The following is a 26,574-nucleotide window of genomic DNA, read 5'->3' as shown; positions in this document are numbered from 1 at the left end:
TTATGAAATGATAAGGACACATGTTTATTTTCAGTTCACATTTTATTTTTATAATAGAAAAGAAAGGTGGCTGGTTATATGAAAGTTCAGGTTGTTTATACATCTCATTGTAAAGATGCAAAACTTCTTGCTGAAGATATGGCAAGATATGCTAGAACTTATGCAAAACCAATAACAGATTTTTCTTTTCAAGAAGATATTGATTTGTTGGTTATTGGATTTGAAGAATATCCATGTATAAAAGATAAGGAATTAGAGAATTTCATTTGCCAGTTGTCACGTCATCATATTCATAATTTAGCATTATTTAATCTTTTTTGTTTTAAAAGTAAGCAAATGGAAAAAGTCATTCAACTTTGTTTAAAACAGGATTTACCATTGATGCGAGAAACTTATTCATGTAAAAAATCATTGAAAACAAAACATTGTTTGGATGATGATATCCTTTCTGGGGGACGTGTTTATATCGAGGATATGGTGAACATATGTAATCACTATTATTGAGCTATTAAGAATGAATAGCTTTTTTTGTATTTAATTTGTGTTACAATAATCCTCATAAAAGGAGGGGACAGAAATGTCAAAACAATATCAATTTGAAACTTTACAAATACATGCTGGACAAAAGCCTGATCCTATTACAAAAGCAACGGGTGTTCCACTTTATTTATCTAATGCCTTTACTTTTGATGATGCCGACCAGGCTAAAAATATTTTTGCCTTAGAAGAAAGTGGATATTTTTATTCACGTTTATCTAATCCCACTGTTGATGTTCTTCAACAAAGAATGGCTGCCTTAGATGGAGGAGTAGGGGCCGTTGCTTTTGCTTCAGGAACTGCTGCAATTATGGGGTTAATTATGACAGTTTGTCAAAGTGGTGATGAAATTATCGCTGCTAATAATCTTTATGGGGGAACAATTGGCTCATTATCTGGTACAATGCAAGGTATGGGATTTATTTCTCATTTTGTAGATCCACGTGATTTAGATACAATGGAAGCATTGATTAATGATAAGACAAAAATGATTTTTGTTGAATCTGTTGGTAATCCTAATGGAGATATGTTGGATTTTGATGCGATTAGTGAAATCTGTCATCGCCATCACTTATTATTTGTGGTTGATAACACAACACCTACGCCATATTTGTTTAAACCAATCGAACATGGTGCTGATTTAGTTGTTTATTCAACAACAAAATACATTGCTGGACATGGTAATGTTATGGGGGGATTATTGTTGATAGTGGAAATTTTGATTGGCATAATGAAAGATATCCATTGATGACAACTCCTGATAAAGCATATCATGATATTGTTTATGCTAATTTAGGTCAGAGTGCATTTTGTACAAAAGCTGTTGCAAAAACATTGCGAGATTTAGGTGGATGTATGTCACCATTTAATGCATATATGACTTTGCTTGGACTAGAAACATTATCTTTACGTATGGAAAAACATGTTGAAAATTCACGTAAGATTGCTCAATTCTTACAAAATCATGAAAAAGTAGAGTGGGTAAGTTATGCTGAATTAGAAGGACATGCATCATATGAATTATGCCAAAAATATTTTCCAAAAGGATTTGGTGGATTATTCACTTTTGGAGTAAAAGGTGGTTTAGAAGCTGGAAAATCTGTTATTAATCACATTCAACTATTTACACATGTCACTAATTTTGCTGATTCAAGAAGTTTATTAACACATCCAGCATCTACAACACATGCTCAAATGAGTGAAGAAGAAAGATTGGCTGGAGGCGTTCAGCAAGGAACAATTCGTATTTCAGTTGGTTTAGAAAATGTTGATGATTTAATTGATGATTTGAATCAGGCATTTGCACAAATTGGATAAATAAAAAAATCATATCGTTGTGATATGATTTTTTTATTCTACAATCATTGCATTCATAATAGGTGCTTTTGGATTGTCTTGATTAATATGGTCATAGAAGAGAACACCATCAAAATGATCAAGCTCATGCTGGAGGCAAATTGATAAAAAACCTCTAGCAACAATTGTGACATCTTGATGTGTTAAAACATCATAACCTTTGACTGTGACTTTGGCATGTCTAGGAACATAGCCATCTCTTTCTTCATTAACACTTAAACATCCTTCACCATCTTTTAAATAAGATTGTTTTTCAGTGTAAGATACAATTTTAGGATTAACAAGAGCATAGTCATCAGCTTTTTTTATATTTCCATCCTGATCATATGTGAGCACATGAATTGCACACATTCTTTTTAAAATACCAAGTTGGACAGCAGCTATCCCAACTGCAGGGCGCAATTGATATTTTTCAGAAATTTCTTCATCCTGTGAATTAACTAGGAATTCATGCATATCAAGTAATAATTGTTCATCTTCCTGACTTAAAGGCATAGTGACAGGTTGAGAAATTTCACGAATCAAAGGATGGTGATCGTCAATAATATCTTTCATTAAAATCATGTTGTTAATCACCTCGCCATGTATTGTATCATAAACTAAAAAAATATGCTAGAAATCTAGCATATTTTTTAGATTAACAGATTTTTGTGCAACCACAGATAATGAGCAATAAAAAGACAACTAACACAATAGCAAACCAAGTACATCCATTACCATAACCAAAGCCACCACAGTTTGTTGTCATGACTGGGAAGCTATTACAGCTGCAACATCCACTACAACCAAATGGATTACATCCAAATGTTGGCATAAAGCTATTGCATCCACACCCTCCATAATTATAACAAGAGTTCATTGAACTACCTCCTTTCACTTTAAACTATTCTTTATTTACAAATTTGCTAGTGTTTCTACCCAATTCTTATTTTATTTTTAATCCATATCATGTATAATATGAAAAAAGATAGGAAGTGAAGAAAATGTACGATTATCCATTAAGTCCATTTTGGGATACTCAGGATATTATTGATGTTATGGCTTTATACAACGCTGTTGAAAAGGCATATGAAGAAGGCATCTCTAAAGATGAGTTTATGAAATGTTATCGTCAATATACAAAAGTTGTTGATTCTAAAAGTGAACAAAAACAAATTGATGCTGCTTTTCAAAAAGTTTCGCATTATTCTATATATCAAGTTTTTCAAAAAGCGAAAGATCGTGATTGGATTGACATGCGATGATTAGTTTATTAAAAAGAATTTTTAAAAGACGTGGAGTTGATAAGACTGTTTATTTTTGTGTTGTGATTTTATCTATTTATGGAATTGTCATGATTGGAAGTGCTTCGGTAGGGCAATCTGCTAAAATGGGACCAACATATGCTTCAATGAATATGATTAAACAAGCTGTTTTTGTTTTGATAGGATTTTGCATCATGATTTTTTTGACCCGTTGCTTTAAAAAGAGTTGGGTTGAAGCCAATTCGACATGGGTTTATTATGGTATAGGCTTAGTTTTGATGTTAGTGTGTTTATTCTTTGAAGATGGAAAAGGTTCACATGCTTGGATTCGTTTAGGTCCATTTTCATTGCAACCTGCTGAAATAATGAAAATTATCATGATTCTCTTTCTTTCATTTCATTTTGGAGAAATCGAAGAGTATTGTCAGATTCCCCGAAATATCAGTCGTCGTAAACGAGAAGAACTTCAAAAACGTAAGGCATGGTATTGTATATTTAGACCCATATTAGCTATTTTTGTCGTCTTTTTTGTGGGTGTTTTCTTGCAAAAAGATATGGGAAGTTCATTGATACTTGCATTTATATGTATGATGTTGTTTTTTATTACACCTCGTCCTTATTATTCAAAGTATAAAAAACTTGCATTGATTTTATTAGTAGTAGTGATTGTTTTTATTTTATTGACAGCAACACTCATATTAAAACCTTACCAATTAGGACGTATTTATACATGGTTGAATCCTTTAGGAGATATTGAAGGTGATGGTTGGCAATTAATTAATTCATTGGTTGCTTTTACTTCAGGTGGTTTATTTGGTAAAGGTTTTGGTGCTTCTACACAAAAATATGGTTATATTCCTGAATCACATAACGATTTTATTGTGGCAATTATTTATGAAGAATTAGGTTTAGCAGGTTTTTTATTGTTTTTAATTCCTTATGTCATTATTATTTATAAGATGTTTCATTATGGTTTAAGAATAAAAGATACTAAAAGTAAATTGATTCTTTATGGAGTCGGTCTATATTTCTTTACTCATTTACTTGTTAATGTTGGTGGAATATCTGGATTGATTCCGATGACTGGTGTTCCATTGCTGTTGATTTCTTCAGGTGGTTCATCCACTTTAGCGGCTATGATGGGACTAGGTGTTGCACAATCTTTAATTGCAAAATATAATCGTGATCTTTTAAAAGAACAATTAGAGTAAAATTGCATATCTTATTAATGGTGAGATTATGCAAATAGATGAGTTTAAAACTTTTGTTAAAACAATTCCGGCAATTAGAGAAGAAGTTGTCAATGGACGTTATACATGGCAACAACTTTATGAATTTTATGTTTTATATGGTAAAGATGACCCAATGTGGGAACCTTATAAAAAAGTAAAACTGATTTAACAGGGATGCTTGATATTTTAAAAAATATTGATTTAGATGCTTTATCAAAAAGTTTTGAGGGTTTACAGAAAATATTAGATCTTGTCAGTACATTTGTGGTAAAAGATCAAACTCAATCACAGAATCGTCAGTGGTATGATGATTAATGATGAATTACGTCAATACTTAAGATTGCATCCTAAATGGTATTTGATTTTATCACGTTATCCGCAGGAGTTTCCAGCACTTATTCAGCAATATAAAGTTGAAAATAAAATGACTTTTGCAGATCGTATTGAAAGAGTCGGGACGTTATTACAGATGTTAGATATGTTATTATAGGTGAAATTATGTACGAAAAGATTGATGAATTGATTGCAGCTATTTTGAAGAGTGAGGAGTTTATAAATTACCATCAAGCTCAATGCCAATTATATCAAAGTGAGACAATGGCGTTATTATCAAAGTATCAAAGTTTAATGGAAGATTATTTAAAAATTAGAGATTATACAATGGATGTGGGACAAAAAACATTGAAAAAACAAATACAAAATATTCAACGTGAAATAAACCAGCATCCTGATATTCAATGTTATTATCAGGCTTATTATCAATTTAATGATTTATTAGAAGAAGTTACACAAACTGTTTTTGAAAATATCAGTTGTGATTTGAAATTAGAACGTTTTCGGTTATGAGGTAGAAAAATGAGAGTCATTGCAGGAAAATTTAAAAGCCGTCAACTTAAAAGTGTTGATTCTAAACTGACTAGACCAACAACAGATAAAAATAAAGAAAATTTATTTAATATGATTGGTCCTTATTTTGATGGAGGAATATGTCTAGATTTGTTTGCTGGAAGTGGTGGTTTAGGTATTGAGGCTATGAGTCGAGGAATGGATGAACTATATAGTATCGATAAACAATATCGTGCTTTTTTGACTATTCAGGAAAATGTCAAAGCATTACACATTGAAGATAGCGTTCATATTTATAAGATGGATTATAGTAAGGCTTTATTGAAATTATCGCAGGAAAATATTCGCTTTGATTTGGTTTTACTAGATCCACCTTATCGTATGAAAGTTCATCAGAAAATATTAGATTTTATGGTTGAACATCATATGCTTGATGATCAATGTATGATTGTTATTGAAGATTTAAAAGAGGAAGCGATTGAAGTAAAAGAACCTTTTGTTTTAAAAAAACAACAAAATTATGGAATAACATCTTTGCAAATATTAATTTATAAGGAGAAAGAATCATGAATGCAGTTTATGCGGGAACTTTTGATCCAGTCACAAGTGGTCATTTAGATATTATTGAACGTGCCAGTAAAATGTATGATATTTTATATGTTACTATCTTTGTGAATCCACAAAAAACAACTTTGTTTTCTTTAGAAGAACGTATTGCTTTATTAAAAGAAGTTACACAATCTTTGGGTAATGTGCGTGTCGATTTTAGTAATGATTTGGCGGTATCTTATGCTAAAAAAATGAATGCACCTATATTAGTAAGAGGATTACGTGCAACAATGGATTTTGAATATGAATTGCAGATGGCTTTTTCTAATCAATACTTGGATGATAGTGTAGATATGGTTTTCTTTATGACAAGACCAAATCATTCATTTATATCCTCTTCGTCAGTTAAAGAAATGGCTTCTCATCATCATCTTGTAACGGGGCTTGTTCCTCCGGTTGTTGAAACAGCTTTACAAAAAAATTTGAAATAAATAAGGAGGCTCTATGAAAAAAATAGTTGATTTAAATGATTTGTCTTTAGCACAAATTCAAGACATCCTTGATGAAGCCATTGCTTTTAAAAATGGTAAAATTGTTGATTATCATCAAAAAAAGTTGTTGCTAATCTTTTCTTTGAACCATCAACAAGAACGCATTATAGTTTCGATATGGCAGCTGGAAATTTAGGATGTCGTACCCAAAATTTTGAAGCAAGTAATTCAAGTTTGAAAAAAGGTGAAACATTATACGATACATGTAAATTATTTGAGAGTATTGGTTGTGATGCTTTGGTTATTCGTCATCCTGAAGAAGATTATTTCAAGCAATTAGAAAAATTGAATGTACCTATTTTAAATGCTGGTGATGGAAGAGGAAATCATCCTTCTCAATCATTGTTGGATTTAATGACAATTAAAGAGGAATTTGGATATTTTGAAGGTTTAAATGTTGTTATTGTAGGAGATATTTTTCATTCTCGTGTTGCTCATTCTAATTATCATGTGATGCGAAGATTGGGGATGAATGTCTATACTTCAGGACCTTTGGAATATAAACAGGATGGTTACCATTATGTTGATTTTGATGATGTCATTGAAGATATGGATGTTGTGATGCTACTTAGAGTACAGCATGAAAGACATGCAGGTGATGAAAATTTCTCAAAAGATAAATATCATCAAATTTATGGTCTTTCTTTAGAGAGATATCAGCGTATGAAAGAACATGCTATTATTATGCATCCTGCACCGATAAATCGTGATGTAGAAATTAAAGATGAATTGGTAGAAAGTGAGAAGAGTCGTATTTTTACACAAATGCAAAATGGTGTTTTTGTAAGAATGGCAATGCTTCATAAGGTATTAGAAGATGAATAGTTGTTTATTAAAAAATGCAAATTTATATCATCAAGGTATTTTTCAAAAAAACGATATATTGATTGAAAATGGTTATATTCAAAAAATAGATACCAATATTCAAGCAGATGTACCTGTTATTGATTTACAGGGAAAACTTGTTTCGCATAACTTTATAGATATACATACACATTTAAGAGAACCGGGATATGAACATAAAGAAACGATTCGTACAGGTAGTTTAAGTGCTTTATATGGAGGATATGGGACAATCGTAGCGATGGCAAATACATTGCCATGTATGGATGATATGGAGACGGTGGAAGATTTTCAACAAAGAGTTGTTGATAATGCTTGTGTTAATGTTTATACCTATAGTGCGATTACTGAAGAGTTAAAAGGAAAAAACTTGTGGATATGGCACGTTTAGTTGAGGAAGATATTGTATTAGGTTTTTCTGATGACGGGAAAGGTGTCCAAAGTGATGAAATAATGGATCTAGCAATGCAATTGGTAAGTAATTTGGATTCTATTATTGTAGCACATTGTGAAGATGAAAGTGAATTGCATGGCGGCTGCATTCATGAAGGACGATATGCTAAGGAACATGGATTGATTGGGATCAACAATGCTTCTGAATATAAACAGGTAGCTAGAGATTTAGATATTGTTAGGCAATATCATAATCGTTATCATGTCTGTCATATTTCTACAAAAGAAACGGTAGCTTTATTGAAACAGGCGAAAGCTGAGGGATTATCAGTATCAGGTGAGGCTTCTCCTCATCATTTGATTTTGACAGAAGATAATATTCAGGATTGTTCACCACAATATAAGATGAATCCACCACTTAGAAGTCAAGAAGATCATCAAGCTTTAATACAGGGACTAAATGATAAAACAATTACTGTTATAGCTACTGATCATGCCCCACATGCAAGAGAAGAAAAAAGACAACGATTCAAAAAGCACCTTTTGGTATTATTGGTTTACAACATGCTTTTCCATTGTTATATACATATTTAGTGAAAAAGAATCTTGTGTCTTTAGAAACAATTTTAGATGCTTTAACAATTGGACCTGCACAGGTTTTACATTTGGATTGTCTTGTGCAGGAAGGAATTTTAGCAAATTTATGTATTTTTGATTTAGAGGAACAGTTTGAAATAGAAGAAAAAGATTTAAAATCTAAATCAGCCAATACACCCTTTCTAGGTGCAAAATGTTATGGACGTATATTGGCTAATATTATCAATGGTGAATATATCAATTTGGAGGAAAAATAGATGAGAAATTTTCAAGGAATGATGACGATTGTTTCAAAAAAAGAGCTGGTAAAAGATGTCTATGAAATGGTTTTAGAAGGTGAAGCAACACATTTTATTCAGGCACCTGGACAATTTATTAATATTAAAATTAATGACTCTCTACAGCCTTATTTAAGAAGACCGATGAGTATTTGTGATTATGATGAAAATCATATCACTATGATATTTAAAGTTGTTGGTGAAGGAACAAAAATATTATCACAAAAAAATGTTGGTGATACATTAGATTGTTTAACAGGGTTAGGAAATGGTTTTGTTGATTTAGAGGCTAAGAAAGCTGTTGTTATTGGAGGTGGATTAGGTGTTCCACCTATGTATAAATTGGCGAAAGAGTTAAAAGCAAAAGGAATTGAAGTAGAGGCGGTTTTAGGTTTCAATAGTCAAAGTGATGTGTTTTATCAAAAAGAATTTACAGAAATTTGTCCAACATATATCGCAACAATGGATGGTAGTGTAGGTGTCAAAGGAACTGTTTTAGATGCATTAAAATATCATCAAATTACATTTGATAAATATTATGCCTGCGGTCCTGAAAAAATGTTGGATGCCTGTGTGGTGGCTTATCCAGATAATGGTTATTTATCTTTTGAAGCCAGAATGGGTTGTGGTTTTGGAGCATGTATGGGATGTTCATGCAAAGTCAAAACTAAACCATACAAACGTATTTGTGTAGAAGGTCCAGTTTTAATGTCAAGTGAGGTGATTGTTAATGGCTAATTTAAGAGTTCAATTACCAGGTTTAGATATGAAGAACCCTGTTATTCCAGCCAGTGGTACATTTGGTTTTGGTTATGAATTTGCAAAATTTTATGATATTAATTGTTTAGGTTCTATGATGTTGAAAGGAACAACGCTTGAACCACGTTATGGGAATCCTTTGCCACGAATTGCTGAAGGGCCGAGTGGTATGTTGAATGCGATTGGTTTACAAAATCCAGGCGTTGATGCAGTCATGAATGAAGAATTAGAAAAATTAAGACCATTATATACAGATAAAGTCATTGCTAATATTGGTGGAAGTGCCATTGATGACTATGTTGAAACAGCCAAACGTTTATCATCCCATGATATGGTAGGAGCATTAGAATTAAATATTTCTTGTCCAAATGTTCATGCCGGTGGAATTCAATTTGGAACAAATCCTGAAATGGCTGCTCAAGTGACCAAAGCAGTCAAAGCTGTGAGTCAAAAACCAGTCTATGTCAAATTATCGCCGAATGTAACGGATATTGTTGCGATGGCAAAAGCTGTGGAATCAGCAGGAGCTGATGGTATCACAATGATTAATACTTTAATTGGAATGCGTTTTGATATAAAAACTGGAAAACCAATTATAACAAATAAAACTGGTGGATATAGTGGACCAGCTATTTTCCCGGTTGCTTTAAGAATGGTTTATCAAGTGAGTCAAGCTGTTTCGATTCCAATTATTGGAATGGGTGGTATATCTAGTGGAAAAGATGCTATTGAAATGATGATTGCAGGAGCCAGTGCAGTAGCTGTGGGTTGCCAAAATCTTGTTGATCCTTATGCCTGCCCAAAAATCATTGAAGAAATGAATGAAATTTTAGATGAAATGGGTATTGTAGATATTCATGAAATCATTGGTAAATCACATCAATATAAATAATTGAATTGAGAGATAAAAAATGGACATACTAGATAGGGTGAATCGTATGTCCATTTATTTTCAACTTTTTTTAGCAAGTTTCTTTTGGGGAAGTAATATTATTGTGATGAAATCATTACTTCCTCATATTCCTTTTTTATTTTTAGCGTTTTTACGTGTTTTTTTATCTTTTTTATGTCTTGGAATCTATATTTATTTTCGCCATATTCCAAATCCTTGCCCTGAAAAAAGAAATTAATCATTATTTCTCTTTTATCTATTTATCTTAATTTCTTTTTTACTTTTATTGGTATGAATGAAGTGAAGGGTATTGATAATGCGCTCATGAACGCCTTATCACCAACTATTACATTTTTATTGTCTTTTGTGTTTTTGAAACATCATTTATCCGTTCGTGAATGGATAGGATTATTTTTATCTTCTTTTGCTTTTTTATTATCTATTCGTTTTCAGATTTTTTCCATTCAAATAGGTTTCTTGTATTTGTTGTTAGGTATGATTTTATATATATCAGGAAATATTATAATTCAAAAATGGCAAATTCAACATAGTATTTGTTTTACTTTTTATGAATTGTTATATGGATCTATTTTTCTATTGATTCATTGTTTAATAGATGGACAATTTGAATTTGATAAACTTTTAGCCTTGAATGCTTGGCAATGGTTTTTGTTTATAGTCATTTCAGGAATTGGATTTGCTTATATTCAAGTGATATATATGAAAGCTATTCGTCAAATTGGAGCCATTCAAACAAGTTTCTTTTTAAGTTTGAATCCTCTTTTTACGTATTTTGAATCATTGATATTTTTAGATGAGTCTTTTGATTTTCTGCATTTTATAAGTTTCTTATTATTGATTATTGCTTTAATCACTATAAGAAAAAAGAAAATAGATTAGTTTTTAAGTTTTCAAAATAGCTGTTTTATTTTTGATAATGGTCATGTTAGTCTTGATTAAAATGAATTATTGGAGTATTTTTATTTTTTCTTAAAAAGTCCTTGACTTTTCTAGTTGGTACTTTATAATTACAAATGCGGCTATATCTAGGATATAAGAGTCCTCGACCTATTTCTTGGACATGGCTAAGTTTTAATACAAGGAGGAATAACAATGTTAACTAAAGAAGAAAAAACTGCTATTATGAAAGAATATGCAACTAAAGAAGGAGATACAGGTTCTCCAGAAGTACAAATCGCTGTTTTAACTGCTGATATCAACAAATTAAATGAACATTTCAAAGTTCATAAAAAAGACTATCATTCAAATAGAGGTCTTTTAAAGAAAATCGGTAGAAGAAGAGATTTATTAAAATACCTAAAAAATAAAGATCTTGATAGATATACAGCATTAGTTGACAAATTAGGATTAAGAAGATAAGGATATTCACTTTGAATATCTTTTCTTTTTGTAATAAAGAACTCAATTTTTAGGAATATATGTGAAAATATCGTGAAGAAATGTTTTGTTATTAAATAAAAATATGCTATAATGACAAAGATAATAAATGAGGTGAAAAGATAATATGTCGAAACATGTAATGAGTTTAGATTTTTATGGAAAAACAATCACTGTAGAAACAGGGGAACTTGCAAAACAAGCGAATGGTTCAGTTTTGGTAAGATATGATGATACAGTGATTTTATCTACTGCAGTAGCGGAAAAGAACCTAAAGATGTTGATTTCTTTCCTTTAACTGTAACGTATGAAGAAAAATTATATTCAGTTGGAAAAATTCCAGGGGGATTTTTAAAACGTGAAGGACGTCCAAGTGAACATGGAACATTAACGGCACGTATGATAGATAGACCAATTCGTCCATTGTTTGCTGATGGATTTAGAAATGAAGTGCAAGTTGTTAATACTGTTTTATCAGTTGATCAAAATGCTTCTCCAGAAATGGCAGCAATGTTAGGTGCATCACTTGCATTATGCTTATCTGATATTCCGTTTAATGGGCCTATCGCTGGTGTGAATGTTGGTTTGATTGATGGTGAATTCACAATTAATGCTGGTCCAGAAGATATGGAAAGAAGTTTAATTAATCTTGAAGTGGCTGGAACTAAAGATGCGATTAATATGGTTGAAGCTGATGCCAAAGAAGTTGATGAAGAAACTATGTTAAATGCTTTGTTGTTTGGTCATGAAGCGATTAAACAGTTAATTGCCTTTGAAGAAGAAATTGTTGCTTTATATGGTAAAGAAAAAATTGAAATTCCATTATTTGAATTAGATCAAAATATTGTTGAAGAAGTTGAATCTTTAGCAAAAGAAAGAATGATTCAGGCAGTTTCTATTCCTGGTAAATTGGAAAGATATGGAGCGATTGATCAAATTAATGATGAAGTTGTTTCTATATTTGAAAATAGAGATTATACAGATTTGAAAGAACAAGAATTTGTTATTAAACAAGTGAAAATTGTTTTACATGATTTAGAAAAAGATGAAGTAAGAAGATTAATTACAGAAGATAAAGTTCGTCCAGATGGTCGTCGTATTGATGAAGTGCGTCCTTTAAATGCGCAGGTTGATTTATTACCAAGAGTTCATGGTTCAGCTTTGTTTACACGTGGTGAAACACAGGTATTATCTGTTTGTACATTAGGGGCATTAGGTGAACATCAAAAAATTGATGGACTAGGATTGGAAGATCAAAAACGTTTTATGCATCATTATAATTTCCCACCTTATTCAGTAGGGGAAACAGGAAGAATGGGAGCTCCTGGTCGTCGTGAAATTGGACATGGTGCTTTAGGTGAAAGAGCGTTGGCTCAAGTTATTCCAAGTGAAGAAGAATTTCCATATACAATTCGAGTTGTTTCAGAAGTTTTAGAATCTAATGGTTCATCTTCACAAGCTTCTATTTGTGCATCATCGATGGCTTTAATGGCAGCTGGTGTGCCTATCAGTAATCTAGTTAGTGGTGTAGCAATGGGTCTTGTTAAAAAAGGTGATGATTATACAATTTTAACAGATATTCAAGGTATGGAAGATCATCTAGGAGATATGGATTTTAAAGTAGCTGGAACAAAAAATGGAATTTGTGCTTTACAAATGGATATAAAAATTGATGGAATCACAAAAGAAATTTTAGAAGAAGCATTAGCTCAAGCAAAAGTTGGACGTCAACAAATTATGGATTGTATGATGGGAGCAATTGATGAGCCAAGAGATCATTTAAGCCCATATGCACCAAAAGTATATATGATGAAAATTGAACCAGATCAAATTAAAGATGTCATTGGGACAGGTGGTAAGACAATTAATGAAATCATCGAAAAATCAAATGATGTCAAGATTGATATTGAACAAGATGGTCGTGTGACAATTTATCATTATGATCAAGAAGCTATTGAAACAGCTGCAAAATTAATTGAAAATATTGTTAGACGTGCTGCTGTTGGTGAAATTTATGATGGTAAAGTTGTACGTGTAGAAGATAAATTTGCTTTTGTAGAATTATTTGAAGGAACAAACGGTTTCTTACATGTTGGAGATATTGCTTATGAACGTGTGAATAAGGCTTCTGATGTTTTAAAACTTGGTGATATTATTAAAGTTAAAGTCACAAAGATCACTGATAAAGGTGTTAATGTTTCAAGAAAAGCATTATTACCTAAACCAATACATAAAGAAGAAAAAAGATAAGGAACATGAATAAAAAGATTATTTTAGCAAGTACTTCTCCAAGAAGAAAAGAATTGCTACAAAGAGAAGGCATTGACTTTTTTGTCGATGCTTCTTTTATTGATGAAACATTGGATGTTTCTTTGTCTATTGAAGATAGACTTTGTGACTTAGCTAGACGAAAAGCAGATCCTATTCATCGAAAATATCCTGATGATATTGTGATTGGAGCAGATACGATTGTTTATTTTGATAATCAAGTCATTGGTAAAGCCACAGATTGCCAAGAAGCCAGAGCCATCCTTGAACGTCTTTCTGATCAAAAACATCTTGTTTATACAGGTGTTGCGATTTATAAGGGACAAGACTTGCAAACTTTTTGTGAAAAGACTGAAGTTTATTTTAAAGATATAAAGCCAATGATTCAGGAATATCTTGATTCAAATGAATGGGTTGGTAAAGCAGGGGCTTATGGTATTCAGGGAAAAGCAGGTGTATTTATTGATCATATTGTTGGCGATTTGGATAATGTGATTGGGTTACCCATAACAAAAGTTAAAGAATGTTTATTGAAAAAATAGCATTTTTAGCTTTTCTTTTTAAGAAAAGTTTGTAAACGTATTCATTTTTTGTTGTTTTCTGTGTTGATTTTTATTATAATGAAGAATGGAAAATAAAAGTGGAGGATATTGATATGGAAAAGAAAGTGAAAAGAATTGCATTACTTTCTGGTGGTGGTGACTGTCCAGGATTAAATGCTGTGATTAGAACAATTACAAAAACAGCTATTCGTAAATATGGTTGGGAAGTTATTGGATATGTTTACGGATATCGTGGTTTATATAACAATAACTATATTGAATTAACTGAGGAAAAAGTAGAAGCAATTTATAAAGAAGGAGGAACTATTTTATATAGTTCTAATAAAGATAACCTTTTTGATTATTTAGTAGATGATGGAAAAGGTGGAAAAGTCAAACAAGATGTCAGCGATGTAGGTGTTGAAAACTTGAAAAAAGCTGGTGTCGATGTTCTTGTCGTTTTAGGTGGAGATGGAACTTTAACAAGTGCGAGAGATTTCTCAAGAAAAGGTGTTCAAGTGATTGGTGTGCCTAAAACAATGGATAATGACTTATCTAGTACTGATTTAACATATGGTTTTATTAGTGCTATGAGCGTTGGAACTGAATTTATTGATCGTTTACAAACAACAGCTAAATCTCATCATCGTGTTATTTGCTGTGAATTGATGGGTAGAGATGCTGGATGGATTGCTTTATATTCAGGGTTAGCTGGAAATGCTGGTGTTTGCTTGATTCCAGAAATTCCATTTACTATTGAAAATATTGCTAAACATGTTGCTAAACGTGATGAACAAGGTTTACCTTATACTGTGATTGCTGTTGCAGAAGGTGCAAAATATGCTGATGGTACAAAGGTCATTGGAAAAATTGTTGAAGATTCACCAGATCCAGTTCGTTACAGTGGTTTAGCTGCTAAAGTGGCTGATGATTTGGAAAAAGTGATTCCAAATCATGAAGTTCGTTCTGTCAATCCAGGACATATTATCCGTGGTGGAGATATCAGTCCTTATGATCGTATTTTATCAATTCGTTTTGGTGTGAAAGCTTGTGAATTGATTGATGAAGGATTATTTGGAAATGTTGTAACATTACATGGTGAACAAATGGATTATACTTCATTAGAAGAAGTTATTGGTGATGCGAAGTTTGGAAAACAAAAACGTGTTGATCCTAATGGTGAATTGGTTCGTGCAGCCAAAGCTATTGGTGTTTGCTTCGGAGATGAATAAAAAGGAGCTGTTATACAGGAACATGTATAACAGTTTTTTATCAAAAGATTATAACAAGGAATAAAAAATGATTTGCTTAAATACCAGAACTTTGGTAGAATATCACATACAAGTCAAAAGAGGTGAGAAAAAATGGTTGAAGAATTAATTGAAAATGGTGAGTACCTTGAAGCTTTGAATTTTCTTCGTGATATGAATGATGAAAAAACAAGATATTTAAGACTTGTCTGCTTAACTGGCTTAGGTGAATTTGCAAAAGCAAAGCAGGAAGGACGTCATGCTAAGGGGCTAGCCAAGGAAACTTATTATGATGTTGTATCTATGTATATTATGGCATTAAAAGAACTGGGAGAATATGAAGAAGCAATTGATATTTTAATTGAAGAATTATCAATGCCTTATATTCCTTATCAGTATGAAAATTTGTTTAATACAGCTTATGATGAAATCTTATTAGAGAAGAAAGATGCAAGATATGAAGTAGAAAGTAAAAATCAAATCTTCTCAATTGAAGAAATCAATCAGTTATTAAATAAAAAAGATTGTAATGAAGATTTGTTATATATGGCTATCGATCAATTACAGCAATTAAATGTTCGTATGATTATTCCAACAATCAAGGAATACTTAGCTGATTCCACAAAGCATTTCTTTGCGAAAACTTTATTAATGGAAATCTTAATTGACCAACAGGTTGATGAAGATATGGATGTTGAGAAGTTTGGACAATCTTACATTTTTAATCCAAGTTATATGCCGCTTGTTTTAGAACAGCTTGCATATAATGGAATACTCAAATATCTTGAAAATGCTTTAGAAAGTGAAAACCCATCACTGTTTGAACAATGTCAAGAGTATTTAGAATATCTATTATATTCTTTTTATCCTCAAGAAATTGACGAGATGGATTTTAATGTCTGGGCAGCTGCTATACACTATTATGTAGCAACATTACTCTCAATAGATGTTGACTTGTCTGAGTTAGAAATTTTATATTATTGTGATTTAGAAGCTATCGAAGAACAAATTTTAGCACTTAAGCAAGTTGAGTGTTAAAAACTGTTGCATTATAAGATTGCTTCATGTATAATAAGCGTGTTGAAATAATGGAGGAAGTATAAATGGAAACAGTTTGTAATAAACTTGAGAAATCAATGATGGAAGTGAAAGTTACTTTCACAACTGAAGAATGGAAAAAAGCACAAGAAAAAGCATTAGACAAATTAGCAAAACAAGTGAAAATTGATGGGTTTAGAAAAGGGCATGTCCCAAAACAAATGATTAAAGCTAGACTTGGAAAAGGTGCAATTTTAGAAGAAGCAACTGATATGATTTTACAACAAAATTATTCAGGTATTTTATTGGATAATGATATTCATCCAGTTGGACAACCTGAAGTAAAAATTGATGAAATCACTGATGAAGTTTTAAAATTAACAGTAACTGCACCAGTTGCTCCTGAAGTGAATTTAGGTCAATATAAAGGTTTAGAAGTGAAAAAAACACAAGTCAAAGTGACAAAGAAAGAAATTGAAGCAGAATTAAAAAATTATCAAAATCAATTTGCTGAATTAGTGATTAAAGAAGAAGGTCAAGTAGAAAACGGAGATACAGCTGTTATCGACTTTGAAGGATTTAAAGATGGTGTTGCTTTTGAAGGTGGAAAAGGTGAAAACCATCCATTAGAAATTGGTTCAGGATCATTTATTCCTGGTTTTGAAGAACAATTAATTGGAATGAGTGTTGGTCAAGAAAAAGAGATCGAAGTGACTTTCCCTGAAAATTATCAAGCAGCTGATTTAGCTGGTCAAAAAGCAACATTCAAAGTAAAAGTTCATGAAATTAAATCAAAAGTTTTACCTGAAATTGATGATGAATTAGCAAAAGATGTTAATATCGATGGTATTGAAACATTAGCTGATTTAGAAACTTATACAAAAGAACAAATTAAAAACAGAAAACAAAATGAAGCTGAACAAAAATTCAGTGATGATATTTTCAATGCAGTGATTGAAAATACACCACTTGAAGTTCCTGATGCAATGGTAGAAACAGAACTTCAACAAATGCTTAGAGAAGTTGAACAAAACTTATCTCAACAAGGTTTAACAATGGATTTATTCCAACAGTTAACTGGTAAAACTCAAGATGACATGAAAGCTGAAATGAGTGAACAAGCTGAAAAGCGTGTGAAATTTAATTTGATTTTATCTGAAATCGTAAAAGTAGAAAATATCGAAGTAAGTGACGAAGAAGTTGATGAAGAAGTCAAAGAAATTGCCACTTATTATGGTAGAGAATTTGATGAAGTGAAGAAACTATTTGAAGGACAGTTAGGACAAATTAAAGCTGATTTAGCAACTCGTAAAGCTGTTCAATTGATTAAAGATAATGTAAAATAAGACGCTTCAAGCGTCTTGTTTTATTAAGACAAATGAATAGACAAGTGACTCATTATTATATATAATAATGAAAATACAAAGGAGGTCATGAAATTATGGATGAATTAGATATTGTCGTTGATTTACCTGTCATTTGTACCAGAGGGATGGTTGTTTTTCCATCACATGAAATTTCTTTAGATGTAGGAAGAAGTTTTAGTCTTAAGGCGATAGAATTAAGTGTTAATGAATTTGATGAAAATGTGGTTTTTATTTCACAAAAGAATCCACTTGATGAAAATACTGATTTTGATCATGTTTACCACTATGGAACATTGTGTAAAATCAAAAGAAGAATTAAAAGAGATAACCATGGCACAATTAAATTGACTGTTGAAGGTCAAAAAAGAATTGAAATCTTAAATCTTGAAGAAAGAAATGGTTGTCTTTTTGCGAAAACAAAATATCTTGAAGATATTCATGGAGATCGTACAGAAGAAATTGCGTTAGTAAGAAAAATTACTGATCAGATGCAAACAATGCATAAAAATCTTCAAGTTTTCCCACGTGAAGTTTTTGCCAGCTTATCTCAAGGAATGAGTGCCAGTGCATTAGCTGATACAATTGGGCAATACATCAATGTAGAGTTAAAAACAAAACAACAACTTTTAGCTGAGTGTGATATTAATAAACGTCTTTTATTAGTGCTTGCCAGCATGGAAGAAGAAAAAACAATTAATGAAATTGAAGAAAAAATCAACATTAAAGTAAAAGAAAGCATTGATGAAAATCAAAAAGAGTATTATTTAAGAGAAAAACTTCGTGCTATTAAAGAAGAACTTGGTGATACTCCAAACAAAGAAGATGATACAGATTATATTCGTGAAGAAATCCAATCAAAACCATATCCACAACATATTAAAGATAAGGTTGAAGAGGAATTAAAGCGTTATGATATGATGCCAGCGGCTTCATCAGAAGCCAATGTTGTGAGAACATATATTGATTGGGTCATGAAAACACCTTGGTATCAAGAAACAGAAGATACTCAAGATATTAATGAAGTAGAAAGAATTTTAGATGAAGATCATTTTGGGTTAGAAAAACCTAAAGAAAGAATTGTTGAACATTTGGCAGTTAAACAAATGACACAATCATTAAATGCTCCAATTATCTGTTTAGTTGGTCCACCAGGAGTTGGAAAAACTTCTATTTCTAAATCAATCGCGAGAGCGTTGGGTAGAAAGTTTGTAAAAGCTTCATTAGGTGGTGTTAAAGATGAAGCAGAAATCAGAGGACATCGTCGCACATATCTTGGTTCTATGCCAGGGCGTATCATTCAAGGTATGAAAAAAGCAGGTGTTATTAATCCTGTCTTCTTATTGGATGAAATTGACAAAATGTCAAGTGATTATAAAGGTGATCCAACAAGTGCGATGCTTGAAGTTCTTGATCCAGAACAAAATCAATTTTTCTCTGATAACTATTTAGAAGAACCATATGATTTATCAAAAGTCTTATTTATTGCAACAGCTAATGATCTTGGAAGTATTCCGGGACCATTGAGAGATCGTCTTGAAATTATTGAAATTTCTTCATATACTGAACAAGAAAAATTAGAAATTGCAAAAAGACATTTGTTAAAAAAGAACTTGAAGCGCATGGTTTGAAATCTGAACAATTACAAATAACAGATGAAACATTGATGTTTGTGATTCGTCATTATACGAGAGAAGCAGGTGTGAGACAGTTAGAAAGATTAATTGCGAAAATCTGTCGTAAAGCTGTATTAAAGATTTTAAAAGATCCATCATTAGTACTTTCATTAAATGTATCAGATTTAGAAGAGTACTTAGGTAAAGCTCCATTTGAACATACAAAGAAAATGGATAAACCACAAGTTGGTGTTGTAACAGGAATGGCCTATACCCAATATGGTGGAGATATTTTACCAATTGAGGTCAATCATTTTGCCGGAAGTGGTAAATTTATTATTACTGGACAGCTTGGTGATGTTATGAAAGAATCTGCATCTATAGCTTTGGACTATATGAAAGCTAATTCTCAAAAATACGGCTTAGAAAATGTAGCTTTTGATAAACAGGATATTCATATTCATGTTCCTGAAGGTGCTGTAAAGAAAGATGGTCCAAGTGCTGGAGTGACTCTTACAACTGCAATTTTATCAGCTTTTAGCAATCGTCCAGTTCGTGATGATGTTGCTATGACTGGGGAAATCACTTTAAGAGGTCAAGTTTTACCAATTGGTGGTCTTAAAGAAAAATCAATTTCTGCTCATCGTAGTGGTATTCGTACAATTATTATTCCTAAGGATAATGAAAAAGATATTGAAGACATTCCACAGTCAGTCCAAAAAGACTTAAATATTATATTAGCAGATAACATTGATACTGTTTTAGAAAATGCTTTAGTGAAACAATAAAGCTGCTGATTTATTCAGTAGCTTTTTTTGAAAGGAGAAAATATGTATAAGGTCAATAAAGCCCAATTTCTACTTTGTGCGGCTTGGAAATCACAATGGCCAAATCATCAATTACCTGAGATTTGTTTGGCTGGTCGTAGTAATGTTGGGAAATCAAGTTTAATTAATACATTAACAAACCATCAAAAATTAGCCAAAGTATCTGGAACACCTGGTAAAACACGTACATTAAATTTCTTTAATATTAACGATGAAATCTGTTTAGTTGATGTGCCAGGTTATGGTTATGCAAAAGTCAGCGATGCGATAAAAGAAAGCTTTGCTGATATGATTGATACATACTTAAGAGATCGAGAATTAATGAGAGGCTTGATTTTGATTGTTGATTATCGTCATAAACCAACTCATGATGATATTCAAATGTATCAATATGCAAAATATTATCAAATTCCAGTTATTGTTGTAGCAACCAAAGAAGATAAATTAAAACGCAATGATTTAAATAAAAATGAAAAGCGTATTAAAGAAACTTTAGATTTTCAAAAAGGAGATATGTTTGTTCGTTTTTCAAGTTTAAATAAAGTAGGTATTGAAGAGCTATGGCAAGACATCTTAAAACTTTGTCACTTACCAACGGATAAGTAATGGAAATATTCTATTATGACTAAGGAGAATTTACATGGATAATCCAGATATTTTATTCACTCATATTGAACAATTACATACAACAAAGTTGGGGCAAGAAAGAATTATAAGAAATTTGAAATTAACGAATGATGATGTTGTTGATTACTGTAAAAAGATAATTTTAAATAAAGATTGTCAAATTTATAAACAAGGGAAAAACTGGTATTGTGAATTAGACAATATCAAAATCACTGTTAACGCACATAGCTATACAATTATTACAGCTCATTTAATAAAAACTCGTTAAAAAATCATCTGATTCATATTGAGCTCATATCATGTATAAGAAAATTTCTTAACAAATGGCAAAATTTTATGTATAATGATTTTCAAGGAGGGAAAAAGATGGTACATATTATGTTATGTTGTGCTTCTGGTATGTCAACAAGTTTATTGGTTGAAAAAATGCTTAAGGCAGCAGCTGAACAAGGGATTGATGCTGAAATTTGGGCAGTTGGAGCAAATGAAGTGAAAGCAAATGCTGATAAGGCAGATGTGATTTTATTAGGTCCTCAAGTTCGTTATGCACAACGTAAAATTGAATCTGAAGCACCTGGAATACCAGTTGCGCATATAGATATGAAAGATTATGGAATGATGAATGGAAAATCTGTTTTAAAACAGGCAATTCAGCTAATCCAAAAGTAGAAAGTAGACTTCTCAGTTCTACTTTTTTGTTGAGATAAGATTTTTATACTCATATTCTTTCGATAAAAGCATACAGTTTGTTAGGAGGGATTGTATGCAAAAGATATATTTTAAAAAAAGGTTGATTTAAATCATCAACTTCATGAGTTGATTTCTATATCTGTTGATGAATCTATTCGTTATAAGATGGAAACAAATGGAATGAGAGCCATTGGAAGTATTATGATTAATGGTGAGTACAAGGATACTCAAGAAAAACATCAGTTTCATGAAACAATAGATTTGGATATTTTTGCTTTGTTTGAAAAAATTACGGATAAAAGAGATTTTCATGTCAAAGTAGAAGATTTTGATTATCATCTTGTTGATGGAGATTTATCACTTGTTATACAAGCATATGTATATGGTGTTTTAGATGATGAAGATCGAGTTGTTGATACAATTGAACAAAGGGAAAGTATGGATCCGGCTGAAGAAATTGAAAAGTTATTGCGTGAAGAAGAAAAGATTACAGATGTTGTTCAAAATGAAAAAACTGCTGTTAAACAACAGGTGATAGAACAAGAAACAAAACCAGAAGAAGTTGTAGTACAGGATATTGATGATATTGATGAGGATTTAGGCACATATTATTTTTATGTTGTACAAGATGGTGATAGTTATGAAACCATTGCCAGACATTATCGAATGGATGAATATGCATTAAAAACGTATAATCATGAACGTTCTTTAACACCAGGAACAATCGTTATTATACCTTATGTGATATGAAAGAAGTTATTTTAAAAAACTATGGATTTCATGTTATTGGAGAAATAAAGCTCAGTAGTCATGTTTTTAAGCTAAAGTGTCAAGAAGGTTATTATGTGGCAAAAATCACATCACAGAAATCTTTACAAAATATGTATGACTCAATAGAAACATTAAGTTTATCATGTTTTGTTCATATTATACCTAATAACCACCATGAGTATTTAACGTTGTATCAGCGACAGTATATTTATTTAATGCCTTTTATTGAAAGTGGTTCACATCACTTAAAGGAAATGAAAATTCAATTTTATTTTGAAACATTAGCTTATTTGCATAGCCATAGTTTTTATGATATGAAAGTAAATCAGCAATATTTCCAAACGCTTGAAAAAGATGTTTTAAAAGTGATTCATGAGCGCATGAGATATTATGAAAAAATGATAGAAAATTATGAAAATGAAGTCTATCGTTCACCCAGTCAATGGATGCTAGTCATGAATTATTATCGTATACATGATGCTCTTTGTTTGGCTGGACAGTATTTATCACAGTATATGAGCTGTATTAAAGAATGTCGTTCTATACGTATATGTATCACTTATAAAAACTTTGATTATCAACATATTTCATTAAAAGCGAAATGTCTGATTTCATTAGATTATCTGGAAATGGATTTGCCAATTTATGATATATTTGATATGTATCAAAAAATACCAGATATTCTGTTTGATTTAGATTGTTTAAGTCAATCTTATTTAAAAAAATTTGCCTTACGTGAAGAAGAAAAATTACTTTTATGTTGTTTGATGAATATTGTACCGGTTATACAATTAGAACATGATGAAATTGACAATATTATTAAACTATCACGTTTATTATATTATTTAGATTCTATTCATAACTTTATAGCTCAGTTATAATGTCAAGCAATTTTGAAAATGTCCTAAAAAGTTAAATATTAGCACCGTTTGTACGATGCTTCTGTCTTGCCAGAAAGCCAAGAAAGTCATCATTTCTCCAAGGATGTTCCATTGGAGGAATATATTGCTTTTTTGGCTTTCTTTCTTTGATTTTGCCATCAAACTCCCTGGAATGCCTTTCATGCTGTGGTATCTCCTTCATGATGAATAGTTCGTCCAATACATTGACATATAGCTCACCATCAAATGACTCGATGACCATGCAGTCTGTTTTCTTTTTCAGATAGTATGGCACTCCTCTATCAGAAACGGGTATATAGAACTTATTCTTGTATCTGATGCAGTGACCAGAATCAATCTTCCCTGGCGAAAGAACAGCCAGTGTAGAATTAATTTTTTCCATTGATGGTTGCTTTTCAAAGACCGATTTGGTACTATTGAGGTGTAGAGCAAATCTGTCATTGAATTTTTTAGGTAGGAGTTTAAAAATTCATTGGCTGACTCTATATCTTTGATATGAGCACGTTTAAGCTCGACAGGCAATCTTGATTGAAAGGTCTGATTCAATCGTTCGATTCTGCCTTTGGCTTGAGCAATGCTCGTTGTTTTAATATCAACGCCAAGATTATGACAGGCATAGGAAAACTGTGTAAAGGTGTCTTCGTCATCAAAGGCGTTGTTTTTCTTTTATATTCAAACACAGTGCGGCGATCAGTATAGAACATGGCAGGGATTCCATAGTTAGTGAGAATTTGATAAAAGACATGATAATAGCCATTTAATGTTTCCTGATGATCAAAACAAGCCCCAACCACCTCACCGGTAGCATCATCGACGGAAGCGATGGCCTTTTGGAATGAAGGTATTACGGACAATTATTTGTCAATAACACTTAATAGAGATGAGATAAAAACTTTTAGAGATTATTTATTAACAATAATAAAAAAAGATTTTCGAAAGTTCAGTATATCAAAATGTTCATAAAAATATCCAAAAGTTAAAATATCAAGGGCTTTTGGATATTTATGTTTAATAACTGAAATAAGTATAAATAAGAGTATAAAATTATAAAAAAAGTACGTAATTTTCATAAATTTTAAAAAAAACATATACAAAAGTAAAGATTTCATATATAGTAATACAAGTATAGAAAATCAATCAGGAGGTTTAAAAATGATTGAAATATTAAAAGCGATATTGTTTGGAATTGTTGAAGGAATTACAGAATGGTTGCCTATCAGCAGTACTGGACATATGATTTTATTGGATGAGTTTATTAAATTAGATGTTACACCAGAATTTTATAGTATGTTTCAAGTTGTAATCCAACTTGGAGCAATCCTAGCAGTTGTCATTTTGTTTTGGAATGATTTCTTTCCGTTTGGTAAAAAGGATAATCATTATCCTCTAGCAAAAGATGGTATCTTGTCTTATGTCAAAATAGATAAGATTGTCTTGTGGATTAAAATCCTTGTGGCTTGTATACCAGCTGCAGTCGTAGGAATACTTTTTGATGAACAGTTAGAAGCAATCTTCTATAATTATCAAACAGTTGCAATTTCATTGATAGTGTTTGGTATTGCCTTTATTGTCATTGAAAATCGTAATGCACATCAGCGTAGTCGTATTCATTCTTTACGCAATATTACAATTCAAACAGCTTTACTCATTGGAGTCTTTCAATTAATAGCGGCAATATTCCCTGGTACTTCACGTTCAGGAGCAACAATTGTAGGAGCATTATTATTAGGCGTTTCAAGAACAGTTGCGGCAGAGTTTACATTCTTTTTAGCCATCCCTGTTATGTTTGGAGCTTCTTTGTTGAAGATTGTTAAGTTTGGTTTTGCATTTACAACACAAGAAGTAATTATCTTACTTGTTGGTATGGTTGTTGCCTTTATTGTTTCAATTTTTGTAATTAAATTTTTAATGGATTATATTAAAAAACATGATTTTAAAGTGTTTGGATGGTATCGTATTGTTTTAGGTATTATTGTTTTATTATATTTTCTATTTTTAGGATAACACGATGTCTATCGTGTTTTTTCTTTTGGGAGGATTATATGAAATATCAATTGATTAAACAATGTGATGAAGAACTTTATCAGTTTTATTTACGTCAAAAAACTTATTTTTCATTGATTCCACAAGAAATCACTTATCAATCTATTCAAGAAGATATGCTTGGACCTGCTGGCTTTGATGAAAAGCAGCATTATCATTATAAAATTTATGAACATAATCAAATGGTTGCCTATCTTGATTATATATTAGGCTATCGTTTTTCGATGCAACATGACTCACATTATTTATGGATTGGTTTGTTTCTAGTAGAAGAAAGTTTATGGCAGCAACATTATGGAAAAAGAATTATTTCAAAATTATGTCAACAATATCAAGACTATACCATCCAGTTAGCGTGTCTGGTTCAAAATAAAAATGGTATAACCTTTTGGCAGGCGATGGGTTTTCAAGAAATAGCACGTTCATATTCGGGTCATGAAGAAGTTGTAATATTTGAAAAACAGACAAAGGAGATTTTATGAGTACAATTGATTTTCAAACAAAATATGAAACAACAAAAAATGAAAGTATTCACATTCATCAACGCTGTAATGTTTTAGCTATGATGCGTTTTCTATTGTTTAGCTTGATGATTATATTTTTACTGTTAGGGTATTTTTGGATAAATGGATGTTATGTTTTATCAGGAATAAGCCTAGTTCTCTTTGTTATTATTGTGAAAAAACATAGTGATTATAAAAAACAAGATATTTATATACAAGCATTATTACAGACTTATTTCAAACATCTTCAGCGTCAAAAGGATGAATGGAAAGATTTTTAGAATGTGGTGATGAATTTTTAGAAGAACATGATTATAAAAGTCTTGACTTAGATATTTTAGGAAAGAATTCTTTGTATCAGATGATATGCGTTGCGTTTACATCTAAAGGGAAGAAACAATTGGCGAAAGATTTAATTTTAGATCAGACCTATGAAAATATGAAAAAACGTCAAAAAGCCGTTCAAGAACTTGCGAATATGCCTGAGTTTGTTGTTCAATTAGAAACATCTGGCTTACTTATTCCGCATCAAAAAAGAATGGAATTGACCATTGGCTTGAGAGTCTTCAAACACTATCAATAACGTCTATTTCCCCGTTAATTTTTATTTTACCAGTGGTTATATGCCTGAGTCTTCTTGGTGTTTGTTTTCATTGGT

32 protein-coding genes and 5 pseudogenes are annotated in these 26,574 nt (G+C 31.4%); 33 read left to right on the top strand and 4 right to left on the bottom strand.

The features are described from left to right. The first annotated feature begins 78 nt into the window (after positions 1–78). Both NMU03_RS14980 and NMU03_RS17800 read left to right on the top strand, forming a co-directional pair. On the top strand, positions 79–504 hold the full coding sequence (locus NMU03_RS14980; RefSeq protein ID WP_290139518.1) for a hypothetical protein: 426 nt from the start codon (positions 79–81) through the stop codon (positions 502–504). A gap of 73 nt (positions 505–577) precedes the next feature. Continuing rightward, positions 578–1,854 (top strand): annotated as a pseudogene (locus tag NMU03_RS17800) (O-acetylhomoserine aminocarboxypropyltransferase/cysteine synthase family protein). 33 nt (positions 1,855–1,887) lie between these two features. Here NMU03_RS17800 and def read toward each other — a convergent pair. Further along, complete coding sequence (def, locus tag NMU03_RS14965; protein ID WP_290139512.1) at positions 1,888–2,457, bottom strand: peptide deformylase; 570 nt, start codon at positions 2,455–2,457, stop codon at positions 1,888–1,890. A 73-nt stretch (positions 2,458–2,530) separates the two neighbouring features. Beyond that, positions 2,531–2,752, bottom strand: a complete 222-nt coding sequence (locus NMU03_RS14960) for a hypothetical protein (RefSeq protein ID WP_290139510.1) — start codon at positions 2,750–2,752, stop codon at positions 2,531–2,533. A 124-nt stretch (positions 2,753–2,876) separates the two neighbouring features. Here NMU03_RS14960 and NMU03_RS14955 point away from each other — a divergent pair, with 124 nt between their 5' ends. The 27 genes and pseudogenes from NMU03_RS14955 (at position 2,877) to NMU03_RS14815 (ending at position 23,349) form a co-directional block, all read left to right on the top strand. Next, entirely contained in the window at positions 2,877–3,137 is a 261-nt protein-coding gene (locus tag NMU03_RS14955; protein WP_290139509.1) for a UPF0223 family protein, read from the top strand. Beyond that, positions 3,134–4,348, top strand: a complete 1,215-nt coding sequence (locus NMU03_RS14950; protein ID WP_290139508.1) for an FtsW/RodA/SpoVE family cell cycle protein — start codon at positions 3,134–3,136, stop codon at positions 4,346–4,348. Before NMU03_RS14955 ends, NMU03_RS14950 begins: the two co-directional genes overlap by 4 nt. A 28-nt stretch (positions 4,349–4,376) precedes the next feature. Beyond that, positions 4,377–4,538: a spore coat protein YlbD gene (gene ylbD, locus NMU03_RS14945; protein ID WP_290139506.1), complete on the top strand. Its 162-nt coding sequence runs from the start codon at positions 4,377–4,379 to the stop codon at positions 4,536–4,538. A gap of 5 nt (positions 4,539–4,543) precedes the next feature. After that, complete coding sequence (locus NMU03_RS14940) at positions 4,544–4,684, top strand: hypothetical protein (protein ID WP_290139505.1); 141 nt, start codon at positions 4,544–4,546, stop codon at positions 4,682–4,684. Continuing rightward, positions 4,674–4,859: a YlbE-like family protein gene (locus NMU03_RS14935; RefSeq protein ID WP_290139504.1), complete on the top strand. Its 186-nt coding sequence runs from the start codon at positions 4,674–4,676 to the stop codon at positions 4,857–4,859. The genes NMU03_RS14940 and NMU03_RS14935 overlap by 11 nt, the downstream gene beginning before the upstream one ends. Positions 4,860–4,867: 8 nt before the next feature. Further along, positions 4,868–5,215, top strand: a complete 348-nt coding sequence (locus NMU03_RS14930; RefSeq protein WP_290139502.1) for a YlbF/YmcA family competence regulator — start codon at positions 4,868–4,870, stop codon at positions 5,213–5,215. A 9-nt stretch (positions 5,216–5,224) separates the two neighbouring features. Further along, positions 5,225–5,785: a 16S rRNA (guanine(966)-N(2))-methyltransferase RsmD gene (gene rsmD, locus NMU03_RS14925; RefSeq protein ID WP_290139500.1), complete on the top strand. Its 561-nt coding sequence runs from the start codon at positions 5,225–5,227 to the stop codon at positions 5,783–5,785. Then, positions 5,782–6,255, top strand: a complete 474-nt coding sequence (gene coaD / locus NMU03_RS14920; RefSeq protein WP_290139499.1) for a pantetheine-phosphate adenylyltransferase — start codon at positions 5,782–5,784, stop codon at positions 6,253–6,255. Before rsmD ends, coaD begins: the two co-directional genes overlap by 4 nt. Positions 6,256–6,268: 13 nt before the next feature. After that, a pseudogene (locus tag NMU03_RS14910) lies at positions 6,269–7,140 on the top strand (aspartate carbamoyltransferase catalytic subunit). Then, positions 7,133–8,145 (top strand): annotated as a pseudogene (locus NMU03_RS18270) (dihydroorotase). Before NMU03_RS14910 ends, NMU03_RS18270 begins: the two co-directional pseudogenes overlap by 8 nt. Further along, positions 8,127–8,405: an amidohydrolase family protein gene (locus NMU03_RS14895; RefSeq protein WP_290139492.1), complete on the top strand. Its 279-nt coding sequence runs from the start codon at positions 8,127–8,129 to the stop codon at positions 8,403–8,405. Before NMU03_RS18270 ends, NMU03_RS14895 begins: the two are co-directional and overlap by 19 nt. Next, positions 8,406–9,164 carry a dihydroorotate dehydrogenase electron transfer subunit gene (locus NMU03_RS14890; protein ID WP_290139491.1) on the top strand — a complete coding sequence of 253 codons (759 nt, stop codon included), beginning with the start codon at positions 8,406–8,408 and terminating at the stop codon, positions 9,162–9,164. Continuing rightward, positions 9,157–10,077, top strand: coding sequence for a dihydroorotate dehydrogenase (locus NMU03_RS14885; RefSeq protein ID WP_290139489.1), 921 nt, complete (start codon positions 9,157–9,159; stop codon positions 10,075–10,077). The genes NMU03_RS14890 and NMU03_RS14885 overlap by 8 nt, the downstream gene beginning before the upstream one ends. A 19-nt stretch (positions 10,078–10,096) precedes the next feature. Continuing rightward, on the top strand, positions 10,097–10,315 hold the full coding sequence (locus NMU03_RS14880; RefSeq protein ID WP_290139488.1) for an EamA family transporter: 219 nt from the start codon (positions 10,097–10,099) through the stop codon (positions 10,313–10,315). A 53-nt stretch (positions 10,316–10,368) separates the two neighbouring features. Next, positions 10,369–10,977: a DMT family transporter gene (locus NMU03_RS14875; protein WP_290139486.1), complete on the top strand. Its 609-nt coding sequence runs from the start codon at positions 10,369–10,371 to the stop codon at positions 10,975–10,977. A 213-nt stretch (positions 10,978–11,190) separates the two neighbouring features. Continuing rightward, positions 11,191–11,457 carry a 30S ribosomal protein S15 gene (gene rpsO, locus NMU03_RS14870; protein ID WP_087245886.1) on the top strand — a complete coding sequence of 89 codons (267 nt, stop codon included), beginning with the start codon at positions 11,191–11,193 and terminating at the stop codon, positions 11,455–11,457. Positions 11,458–11,602: 145 nt separating this feature from the next. Further along, positions 11,603–13,725: pseudogene (gene pnp / locus NMU03_RS14865) on the top strand (polyribonucleotide nucleotidyltransferase). Positions 13,726–13,730: 5 nt separating this feature from the next. Continuing rightward, the gene (locus NMU03_RS14860; protein WP_290139484.1) at positions 13,731–14,285 is read left to right on the top strand and encodes a Maf family protein; all 555 of its coding nucleotides are present in this window, start codon (positions 13,731–13,733) and stop codon (positions 14,283–14,285) included. A gap of 113 nt (positions 14,286–14,398) precedes the next feature. Beyond that, the gene (locus NMU03_RS14855; RefSeq protein WP_290139483.1) at positions 14,399–15,517 is read left to right on the top strand and encodes a 6-phosphofructokinase; all 1,119 of its coding nucleotides are present in this window, start codon (positions 14,399–14,401) and stop codon (positions 15,515–15,517) included. 132 nt (positions 15,518–15,649) lie between these two features. Next, positions 15,650–16,573, top strand: coding sequence for a DUF3196 family protein (locus NMU03_RS14850; RefSeq protein WP_290139482.1), 924 nt, complete (start codon positions 15,650–15,652; stop codon positions 16,571–16,573). 65 nt (positions 16,574–16,638) lie between these two features. Further along, the gene (gene tig, locus NMU03_RS14845) at positions 16,639–17,919 is read left to right on the top strand and encodes a trigger factor (protein WP_290139480.1); all 1,281 of its coding nucleotides are present in this window, start codon (positions 16,639–16,641) and stop codon (positions 17,917–17,919) included. 95 nt (positions 17,920–18,014) lie between these two features. Continuing rightward, positions 18,015–20,341: pseudogene (gene lon, locus NMU03_RS14840) on the top strand (endopeptidase La). Between the two features lie 42 nt (positions 20,342–20,383). Then, complete coding sequence (yihA, locus tag NMU03_RS14835; RefSeq protein ID WP_290139479.1) at positions 20,384–20,986, top strand: ribosome biogenesis GTP-binding protein YihA/YsxC; 603 nt, start codon at positions 20,384–20,386, stop codon at positions 20,984–20,986. A gap of 34 nt (positions 20,987–21,020) precedes the next feature. Beyond that, complete coding sequence (locus NMU03_RS14830) at positions 21,021–21,275, top strand: DUF3781 domain-containing protein (protein WP_290139477.1); 255 nt, start codon at positions 21,021–21,023, stop codon at positions 21,273–21,275. Between the two features lie 98 nt (positions 21,276–21,373). Continuing rightward, on the top strand, positions 21,374–21,676 hold the full coding sequence (locus NMU03_RS14825) for a PTS sugar transporter subunit IIB (RefSeq protein ID WP_290139475.1): 303 nt from the start codon (positions 21,374–21,376) through the stop codon (positions 21,674–21,676). 147 nt (positions 21,677–21,823) lie between these two features. Further along, entirely contained in the window at positions 21,824–22,447 is a 624-nt protein-coding gene (locus tag NMU03_RS14820; protein ID WP_290139473.1) for a LysM peptidoglycan-binding domain-containing protein, read from the top strand. Beyond that, entirely contained in the window at positions 22,444–23,349 is a 906-nt protein-coding gene (locus NMU03_RS14815; protein ID WP_290139471.1) for a hypothetical protein, read from the top strand. Before NMU03_RS14820 ends, NMU03_RS14815 begins: the two co-directional genes overlap by 4 nt. A gap of 31 nt (positions 23,350–23,380) precedes the next feature. Here NMU03_RS14815 and NMU03_RS14810 read toward each other — a convergent pair whose 3' ends face one another. Beyond that, the gene (locus tag NMU03_RS14810) at positions 23,381–23,752 is read right to left on the bottom strand and encodes a hypothetical protein (RefSeq protein WP_290139469.1); all 372 of its coding nucleotides are present in this window, start codon (positions 23,750–23,752) and stop codon (positions 23,381–23,383) included. A 160-nt stretch (positions 23,753–23,912) separates the two neighbouring features. Beyond that, positions 23,913–24,164 carry a hypothetical protein gene (locus NMU03_RS14805; protein WP_290139467.1) on the bottom strand — a complete coding sequence of 84 codons (252 nt, stop codon included), beginning with the start codon at positions 24,162–24,164 and terminating at the stop codon, positions 23,913–23,915. A gap of 358 nt (positions 24,165–24,522) precedes the next feature. On the opposite strand from NMU03_RS14805, the gene NMU03_RS14800 reads away from it, so the two are divergent. Genes NMU03_RS14800 through NMU03_RS14785 form a run of 4 tightly spaced genes read left to right on the top strand, consistent with a single transcriptional unit; the run spans position 24,523 to position 26,499 of the window. Continuing rightward, a complete protein-coding gene (locus tag NMU03_RS14800; RefSeq protein ID WP_290139466.1) occupies positions 24,523–25,374 on the top strand; it encodes an undecaprenyl-diphosphate phosphatase in 852 nt (283 codons plus the stop codon). A gap of 38 nt (positions 25,375–25,412) precedes the next feature. Further along, positions 25,413–25,895 carry a GNAT family N-acetyltransferase gene (locus NMU03_RS14795; RefSeq protein ID WP_290139464.1) on the top strand — a complete coding sequence of 161 codons (483 nt, stop codon included), beginning with the start codon at positions 25,413–25,415 and terminating at the stop codon, positions 25,893–25,895. After that, entirely contained in the window at positions 25,892–26,197 is a 306-nt protein-coding gene (locus tag NMU03_RS14790; RefSeq protein ID WP_290139462.1) for a hypothetical protein, read from the top strand. Before NMU03_RS14795 ends, NMU03_RS14790 begins: the two co-directional genes overlap by 4 nt. Next, positions 26,182–26,499 carry a hypothetical protein gene (locus NMU03_RS14785; protein ID WP_290139460.1) on the top strand — a complete coding sequence of 106 codons (318 nt, stop codon included), beginning with the start codon at positions 26,182–26,184 and terminating at the stop codon, positions 26,497–26,499. The genes NMU03_RS14790 and NMU03_RS14785 overlap by 16 nt, the downstream gene beginning before the upstream one ends. Positions 26,500–26,574: the final 75 nt, after the last annotated feature.

It is taken from the genome of Allocoprobacillus halotolerans (genome assembly GCF_024399475.1).
Lineage (GTDB): Bacteria > Bacillota_I > Bacilli_A > Erysipelotrichales > Coprobacillaceae > Allocoprobacillus > Allocoprobacillus halotolerans.
Note: the sequence above shows the minus strand (reverse complement) of the source record. Positions and strands in the feature narration are given on the sequence as shown.

Excerpts from the sequence above, each read along its gene's own strand:
- NMU03_RS14875 (WP_290139486.1), top strand. The coding sequence starts at position 10,369 with ATGAATGAAGTGAAGGGTATTGATAATGCGCTCATGAACGCCTTATCA.
- tig (WP_290139480.1), top strand. The coding sequence starts at position 16,639 with ATGGAAACAGTTTGTAATAAACTTGAGAAATCAATGATGGAAGTGAAA.
- NMU03_RS14935 (WP_290139504.1), top strand. The coding sequence starts at position 4,674 with ATGATGATTAATGATGAATTACGTCAATACTTAAGATTGCATCCTAAA.
- NMU03_RS14880 (WP_290139488.1), top strand. The coding sequence starts at position 10,097 with ATGGACATACTAGATAGGGTGAATCGTATGTCCATTTATTTTCAACTT.
- NMU03_RS14785 (WP_290139460.1), top strand. The coding sequence starts at position 26,182 with ATGGAAAGATTTTTAGAATGTGGTGATGAATTTTTAGAAGAACATGAT.
- NMU03_RS14800 (WP_290139466.1), top strand. The coding sequence starts at position 24,523 with ATGATTGAAATATTAAAAGCGATATTGTTTGGAATTGTTGAAGGAATT.
- NMU03_RS14850 (WP_290139482.1), top strand. The coding sequence starts at position 15,650 with ATGGTTGAAGAATTAATTGAAAATGGTGAGTACCTTGAAGCTTTGAAT.
- coaD (WP_290139499.1), top strand. The coding sequence starts at position 5,782 with ATGAATGCAGTTTATGCGGGAACTTTTGATCCAGTCACAAGTGGTCAT.
- def (WP_290139512.1), bottom strand. The coding sequence starts at position 2,457 with ATGATTTTAATGAAAGATATTATTGACGATCACCATCCTTTGATTCGT.
- NMU03_RS14855 (WP_290139483.1), top strand. The coding sequence starts at position 14,399 with ATGGAAAAGAAAGTGAAAAGAATTGCATTACTTTCTGGTGGTGGTGAC.
- NMU03_RS14795 (WP_290139464.1), top strand. The coding sequence starts at position 25,413 with ATGAAATATCAATTGATTAAACAATGTGATGAAGAACTTTATCAGTTT.
- NMU03_RS14960 (WP_290139510.1), bottom strand. The coding sequence starts at position 2,752 with ATGAACTCTTGTTATAATTATGGAGGGTGTGGATGCAATAGCTTTATG.
- rsmD (WP_290139500.1), top strand. The coding sequence starts at position 5,225 with ATGAGAGTCATTGCAGGAAAATTTAAAAGCCGTCAACTTAAAAGTGTT.
- NMU03_RS14890 (WP_290139491.1), top strand. The coding sequence starts at position 8,406 with ATGAGAAATTTTCAAGGAATGATGACGATTGTTTCAAAAAAAGAGCTG.
- NMU03_RS14950 (WP_290139508.1), top strand. The coding sequence starts at position 3,134 with ATGATTAGTTTATTAAAAAGAATTTTTAAAAGACGTGGAGTTGATAAG.
- yihA (WP_290139479.1), top strand. The coding sequence starts at position 20,384 with ATGTATAAGGTCAATAAAGCCCAATTTCTACTTTGTGCGGCTTGGAAA.
- NMU03_RS14815 (WP_290139471.1), top strand. The coding sequence starts at position 22,444 with ATGAAAGAAGTTATTTTAAAAAACTATGGATTTCATGTTATTGGAGAA.
- ylbD (WP_290139506.1), top strand. The coding sequence starts at position 4,377 with ATGCAAATAGATGAGTTTAAAACTTTTGTTAAAACAATTCCGGCAATT.
- NMU03_RS14790 (WP_290139462.1), top strand. The coding sequence starts at position 25,892 with ATGAGTACAATTGATTTTCAAACAAAATATGAAACAACAAAAAATGAA.
- NMU03_RS14940 (WP_290139505.1), top strand. The coding sequence starts at position 4,544 with ATGCTTGATATTTTAAAAAATATTGATTTAGATGCTTTATCAAAAAGT.
- NMU03_RS14980 (WP_290139518.1), top strand. The coding sequence starts at position 79 with ATGAAAGTTCAGGTTGTTTATACATCTCATTGTAAAGATGCAAAACTT.
- NMU03_RS14860 (WP_290139484.1), top strand. The coding sequence starts at position 13,731 with ATGAATAAAAAGATTATTTTAGCAAGTACTTCTCCAAGAAGAAAAGAA.
- rpsO (WP_087245886.1), top strand. The coding sequence starts at position 11,191 with ATGTTAACTAAAGAAGAAAAAACTGCTATTATGAAAGAATATGCAACT.
- NMU03_RS14930 (WP_290139502.1), top strand. The coding sequence starts at position 4,868 with ATGTACGAAAAGATTGATGAATTGATTGCAGCTATTTTGAAGAGTGAG.
- NMU03_RS14885 (WP_290139489.1), top strand. The coding sequence starts at position 9,157 with ATGGCTAATTTAAGAGTTCAATTACCAGGTTTAGATATGAAGAACCCT.
- NMU03_RS14825 (WP_290139475.1), top strand. The coding sequence starts at position 21,374 with ATGGTACATATTATGTTATGTTGTGCTTCTGGTATGTCAACAAGTTTA.
- NMU03_RS14830 (WP_290139477.1), top strand. The coding sequence starts at position 21,021 with ATGGATAATCCAGATATTTTATTCACTCATATTGAACAATTACATACA.
- NMU03_RS14955 (WP_290139509.1), top strand. The coding sequence starts at position 2,877 with ATGTACGATTATCCATTAAGTCCATTTTGGGATACTCAGGATATTATT.
- NMU03_RS14810 (WP_290139469.1), bottom strand. The coding sequence starts at position 23,752 with ATGGAAAAAATTAATTCTACACTGGCTGTTCTTTCGCCAGGGAAGATT.